We start from the raw sequence: 6,516 nt of genomic DNA, 5'->3' as shown, positions 1-6,516 counted from the left end.
GTAGGATTTGAAATGCTGGGCACCGTCCGGATCAATCCGCTGCACCAGCCGCGCCCGGTCGTCATGGACATACACTTCCTGACTGCCATCGGCGTTGTGCAGCGTGACACGGCCGTCGTCCCCCCAGACATACCGCGTATCCATCTGGGAAAAACTGGCCCAATGCCGCACACATCGCGCAGCCTTGCCCGGCCGTTCCCATTCCCAAAAGAAACTCGCCCCACCGGCCAGTCCACGTTCAAGAATCACGTGCTGATCGTCGTAGCGATAAACCTCGCTTTCACCTACCGCATTGGTCGCCGAGACCAGTCGGCCAGCATCGTCATAGGCGTAGGAAACAATGCTCTGCTCAGTAATCCAGACATACGGACCACGGTCTTCGGCCCGCTGCACCTGGTAGTCCACCGCGACGATGCGGCCCGACGCATAGCGCAGGAACAGCGCACACCCCGCACCGTTATCCAGCCGCTCGATACGCCCCAGAAAATCCCGAGAAATCCGCAGCCAGTTGTCGTACGCATCACTGATCGAGACCAGCACACCGTCGCGAAAGTGATAAAACCGTGATGCCTGGGCCAGCACTAATTCATCTGGCGATGCGCCCAAATAGATCGCTGCTTCGGCCAAGCTGTTGGTGATTGCAGGCCGAGCAACGGTCGGCATCGGAAACGAAGTACTGCGGTTCTCATGGTCCGTCCACACCACCGAATCGCCTGAAACAGAAAGCCGATGCGCCAGCGAATGACTCCAGCCAAACCCCAACCCGCCATCCACTTCCACCGCACTGGTGCGATACAACCGTGTCCACTCGAACGGCAAGATTCCATCCAACGTGCCGTCGGTGAGGGTGAGCAATTCCTCCCCGGTAACCATCGACACCGGGCAGCCGTTGGTGACGGTCTTATCCGAAGGGGCCGCCGCATCCCCGTTCGGGTTCTTCCCTGAAACGGGCACATCATCGACAGGCTCCTGCCTGACCAACACCGTCTGCTGAGTCTTCTTGCGAACCGCCGGCACCGGGTTCGAAACCACATGCTCCCCCGCCTTCAACGGCGCAACCGGGATGGTCTTGATCGACGTCGCAGGGCCACCCAGCAGAACCGGTTTGGCGAGCTCGACATGCTCATCCATGGGCGATTTTCCGAACTGCCCAGCCATGCGTTCCAGCCATCGGCGCGCACGTTGAGACTTGATGCCGCCCAGCACGTTGGTACTTATTCGAACCGCCATCCCCATCCCGGCAGTGGCGAGACACAGCAACAAGTTGATCAATACGTCGGCGCTGATTTCCCCGAGCAACTCGTTCATATAGGGCGGTGGCAACAGACGCATCCAGCTGACCATTGCCGACAGATAGATGAACAGCAGCGGCTCGTCGCTGAGCACCAACAAGCCCTTGGCGAGGGCGTCGGCGCCGAGGCTCAGCAGCTTTTCAAGTTCGTCCGCTGACAGGTAGTGCAACAGTTGTTCGGCATAAGCCAGCGGGTCGCCAAGCCACTGAAACAGCTGCTTGACAGTGTCCCAGAGTGAATAAAGCGCTTCGCCGAAGCCGCGGGCATAGGCTTGATGCAGGGCGAGGTAGCGCTTGGGGAAGCTGGCTTCGGAGTAACCCTTCCACAACGGTTCGAAGGTGGTCTCCCATTCACTGCGCAACCAACTGTCCAGCGGGGCGATAACCGACTGATAAGAGGCATACAGCGCCTTGAAATGGTCTTTGGAGACGTTGGGGTAGAAGCTGACCCGGTACTGCTGGTTGCGATCACACTCGGTGATTTCGAGGATGCCGCTGGGGCCGATGGTCTTGTGGATCGGCTCGCCCAGGGGGCCGCCCTCTGGATCGATGCGTTGCACCATCACGGGCGTATTGCCAATGGGCACGAACCGAGCGCTCTGGAACATATGCACCAGGGTCAACGTGCCGTTTGCCTGGCACATTGCGGTCGTGCTGCTGGGAAGGATGGCGCGGTTGATCGGCGCGATGAGCGCCACTTCATCCCCGACCTTGAAGACCTGTTCGATATCCAGGGCCGAAAAGCTAAAGAAGCTTTCCGCCCAGGTCTCGTAGGTATTGAGGCAGCGCCCGAAGTCGCTAAGAACGGATTCGACGTCCCGCGTCTTTGAATCCATGGCGGCCAGCACCAGGTAGCCAATGGCTTGGCGGGTCACCTCGATCATGAAACAGCCCCTTCAACCGGGGCTTTAACGAAAACCACCATCTGCAATCCCTCGCACTGTGTATTCAGGCGAGGGACTTTGCAGCGGTTTTCAGGGCAGGGGAGTAGCGCTTATCCGGCGCTTACGTGGGGCGTTTCGACAATTTTTGTCTTCTCCCGCCCCAGCACCAGGCTGCACAGCGCCGGCAGAAACAACAGCGTCAACACCGTGCCCACCACCACCCCGCCAATCAGCACGAATGCCAGGGACGACCAGAACACCGACAACGTCAGCGGAATAAACGCCAGCGCCGCCGCCAGCGCGGTCAATATCACCGGACGCGCGCGCCGCACCGTGGCCTCGACAATCGCCGCGTGGATCGCCATGCCATGCTCCTGGTTCTGGCGGATCTGGTCGGTAAAGATCAACGTGTTGCGCATCAGAATCCCGCCGATCCCGATCAAGCCCAGGATCGCGTTGAACCCGAACGGCTGGTTGAACAGCAGCAAGGTCGGCACCGCGCCAATCAAGCCCAGCGGCGCGGTGGCGAAGACCATGAACATCACGCCGAAGGAACGCACCTGGAACATGATCACCGTGAGGGTCAGCAGGATCATGATCGGGAACAGCGCCGCCAGCGCAACGTTGGCCTTGGCGCTTTCTTCCACCGGGCCGCCGATGTCGATCCGGTAACCGGCCGGCAGCCGGGCGATCAGCGGTTGCAGGTCTTTGTACACGGCCATTTCCACGTCGGGCGGTTGCACGCCGTCGATGATGTCGGCACGCACTTCCACGGTGCTCGCGCGGTTGCGGCGCTTGAGGATCGGCTCTTCCATCACCGCCTGGAACTGCCCGACCTGGGCCAGGGGCACCGACGTGCCGGCGCTGTTGGACAGGGTCATGTTGTTGAGGTTGCCGAGGTTCTCGCGCTGGTTGCCCTGGGCGCGGGCGACCACGGACACGGTGCGGTTGCCCTCACGCACTTCGGTGATCGGGTTGCCGCTGAGCAAGGCGTTGAGCTGGGATTTGACCTCGTTGGGGGTAAAACCGAGCAGGCGCAGGCGGTCTTGATCCAGCACCAGGCGATAACCGCTGGTGCGCTCGCCCCAATCGAGAAAGGCGTCCTTGGTCAGCGCGTTGGCGGCAACGACCTTGCGCACGTCCTCGGACACGCCGCGCAGCACCTCCACATTCGGGCCGGACACGCGGAACACCACGGGGAAGGGCACCGGCGGGCCGAACAGCAACTGGGTGACCCGCACCCGCGCCGCCGGAAACTCACCGGCCGCAATTCGCTCACGCATGCGCAGCTTCAAGGCGTCACGGGCGTGGGAGTCCGGCGTCTGCACGATCAGCTTGGCAAACGCCGGGTCCGGCATTTCGGGGTTCAGCGACAGGAAGAAACGCGGTGCACCACCGCCCACATAGGTGTCGACCATGCTGGTCTGCGGCTCTTGCAGCAGCGCCTTTTCCAACTGCGCCGCCACCGCCTCGGTGCTCTTGAAGGCACTGCCGGGCGGCATATACACCTCAAGAATCAGCTCGGAACGGTCGGAGTTGGGGAAGAACTGTTTCTTCACCACGGCCATGCCCAGTACGCACAGTACAAAGGCAGCGATCACCAACCCGGTCACCAGCCAACGCCTGCGTACGCAGGCTTCGACCAAATCACGCAGTTTCTGGTAATAGCGCCCGGCGTAAATCGCGTCGTGGCCACCGGGCACCGGTTTGATCTGCGGCAGCAACTTCACACCCAGGTACGGCGTGAACACCACCGCCACCAGCCAGGACGAGATCAGCGCAAAGCCGACGATCCAGAAGATATTGCCGGCGTATTCCCCCGCACCGGACCGTGCAAATCCCACCGGCAGAAAGCCGATGATCGTCACCAACGTACCGGTGAGCATCGGCGCCGCCGTGGAGCTCCAGGCGAAGGTGGCTGCATGAATCCGGTCAAAACCTTCCTCCAGTTTTACCACCATCATTTCAATGGCGATGATGGCGTCATCCACCAGCAGGCCCAGGGAAATGATCAGTGCACCCAGGGTAATGCGGTCGAACTCACGCCCGGTGAGCAGCATGATCACAAACACCACCGACAAGGTCAGCGGCACCGCAGCCGCCACCACCAGGCCGACGCGAAAGCCCAGGGCCAGCAGGCTGATGAGCATCACCACCGCCAGGGCAACGAAGAATTTGAGCATGAATTCATTCACCGCCAGGCTGATGTTTTTCGCCTGGTCGGAGACTTTGGCGAAGTTCACGCCCAACGGCAGGTCCGCCTGGATCCGGGCTTCCTCGGCCTTGAGGCTTTTGTCCAGCTCCAGACCGTTCCAGTGTTTTTCCATGATCACGCCGAGCATCAGCGCCGGGTCGCCCTGGTGGCGGATGCGGTAGCTGGGCGGGTCTTCATAACCGCGGCTGACGCTGGCTACATCGGCAATGCGCAGCACGCGACCGTTGACTTCCAGGGGCACGTTTTCGATCAGCGCCAGGCTATCGAAGGCACCGTCGATACGGATATAGGCGCGCGCGCCTGCGGTTTCGACAAAACCTGACGGGGCCACGGCGTTCTGCGCGGCGAGGGCAGCGAAGATCTGCTCCGGCTTGATCCCCAGGGTCGCCAGGCGCTCATAGGAGAACTCGACAAAAATCCGCTGGGCCTGCTCGCCGAGGATATTGACCTTCTTCACCCCCGGCAGGTTGAGCAGGCCCTGGCGCAAGGCCTCGGCCATCTGCACCTGTTGCCGATGGGGCAAGTGCTCGGCCTCCAGGGCGTACAGGGCGAAGTACACATCGGAATATTCATCGTTGAAGAACGGCCCGATCACCCCGTTGGGCAGCCTCGCGGCTTCATCGCTGAGTTTTTTGCGCGTCTGGTAGAACAGCTCCTGGATTTCGCTGGGGCGCGTGGACTCCTTGTAGGTCATGCGCATCGACACAAAGCCTGGCTGGGCGATGGTCTCGACGCGGTCGTAGTAGTCCAGTTCCTGCAGGCGCTTCTCCAGGCGGTCGGCCACCTGCTCCTGCATCTCCTGGGCAGTGGCGCCGGGCCAGGCGGCGGTAATGGTCATGACCTTGACGGTAAACGAGGGGTCTTCGGCGCGTCCCAGTTTGCCGAACGAGAAAATCCCGGCGGCGAGGATCGCAATGATCAAAAACAGCGTGACTGCGCGGTGCTTGACCGCCAGTTCCGAGAGGTTGATGCCGCGCATGCTCATTGGTCCTGTTTGCGGTTGAGGGCCAGCACCTGGGCGGGCAACAGGCGCACCGCGTCGCCGCCGTGCAACAGGTGCGCACCGAGGGCGACGACGACCTGGCCGGGGTTCACGCCGCTGTTGAGCAGGGCGTCTTCCTGGCCGAGGCTGGCGACCTTGACGGCGGCGAAGCTGACCTTGTCATCCGCGCCGATCAACCACACACCGGTGCCTTGCCCTGCATCGTGCAAGGCGCCGATCGGTACGCGGGTTTGTTGTGCCTGGCCGTCGCCTTGCAGGCGCACGGTGATGGTCGAGCCGAGGGCGAAGCGCTCGACGTTACCGTGCAGCACATAACGGGCGCGGTAGGTGCGGGTGGTGGGATCGGCGCTGGCCGACAGTTCGCGCAAGGTCGCCGTCACCGCCTGGTCCGGGGCGCCGAAGGGGAAGGCCAGGGCTTTTTGCGCGGCCTGGTCGCGCTGGTTTTCCGGCAGGTTGACGATGGCTTCGCGGGCACCGTCATGGGCCAGGCGCGCGACGATTTGCCCTTCGGCGACCACTTGGCCGCGGTCCACCCGCACGTCGGTGATGATGCCGTCGCCATCGGCCTTGAGCACCGAATAAGTGCGGCGGTTCTCGATCTGACTGGCGTCGGATTGCGCCGCGGCCAACTCGGCCTCGGCCACGCGCAAGTTAGTCGCCGACTGGTCGAAGATCTGTCGTGACACGGCACCGGTACTGGCCAGGCGCTGGTAGCGGTTTTCATCGTCACGGCGCTGACGCAGTTGTGCCTGGGCGGCGTTGACGCGGTTTTTCGCCGAACGCAGGGCCAGCTCGAAGTCGCCGATGTCGAGCACCAGCAGGGTGTCGCCACGGGAAACGTGCTGGCCGGGGTCGACCTTGCGTTCGATGACCTTGCCGCTGACCCGGAAGCCCAGGTCGCTTTCCGTACGCGCAGCCACCACGCCGGTATAGGCGCTTTGCTGAGTGCCGGCGGCTTCGACCTTGGCGGCGAGTACCGGACGCGGTTGCGGCGCTTGGGCGGCGGTGTCGGCCTGGCTGTTGCAGCCGCTGAGGATGATCAACAGGGCCAGGGGCGTGAGAAGGCGCGAGGGGAGAGGGATCATGTCGGGCTCCGGGGATTACCATTGGGCAAAAAATTATG

3 protein-coding genes are annotated in these 6,516 nt (G+C 62.4%); all 3 read right to left on the bottom strand.

Features of this window, described 5'->3' with window-relative positions:
- On the bottom strand, positions 1-2,175 hold a 2,175-nt coding region (locus Q8X51_RS30915), incomplete at its 3' end, for a DUF6531 domain-containing protein (RefSeq protein ID WP_407694998.1).
- Positions 2,176-2,285: 110 nt separating this feature from the next.
- Positions 2,286-5,369: an efflux RND transporter permease subunit gene (locus tag Q8X51_RS30910; protein ID WP_407694877.1), complete on the bottom strand. Its 3,084-nt coding sequence runs from the start codon at positions 5,367-5,369 to the stop codon at positions 2,286-2,288.
- Between the two features lie 2 nt (positions 5,370-5,371).
- Complete coding sequence (locus Q8X51_RS30905) at positions 5,372-6,478, bottom strand: efflux RND transporter periplasmic adaptor subunit (RefSeq protein WP_065947520.1); 1,107 nt, start codon at positions 6,476-6,478, stop codon at positions 5,372-5,374.
- Positions 6,479-6,516 lie beyond the last annotated feature (38 nt).

This window comes from Pseudomonas sp. Yb2C2, from assembly GCF_052112325.1.
GTDB classification, from domain to species: Bacteria; Pseudomonadota; Gammaproteobacteria; order Pseudomonadales; family Pseudomonadaceae; genus Aquipseudomonas; species Aquipseudomonas marginalis.
The sequence above is the reverse complement of the archived record's forward strand: the minus strand, read 5'-3'. Positions and strand labels throughout refer to the sequence as shown.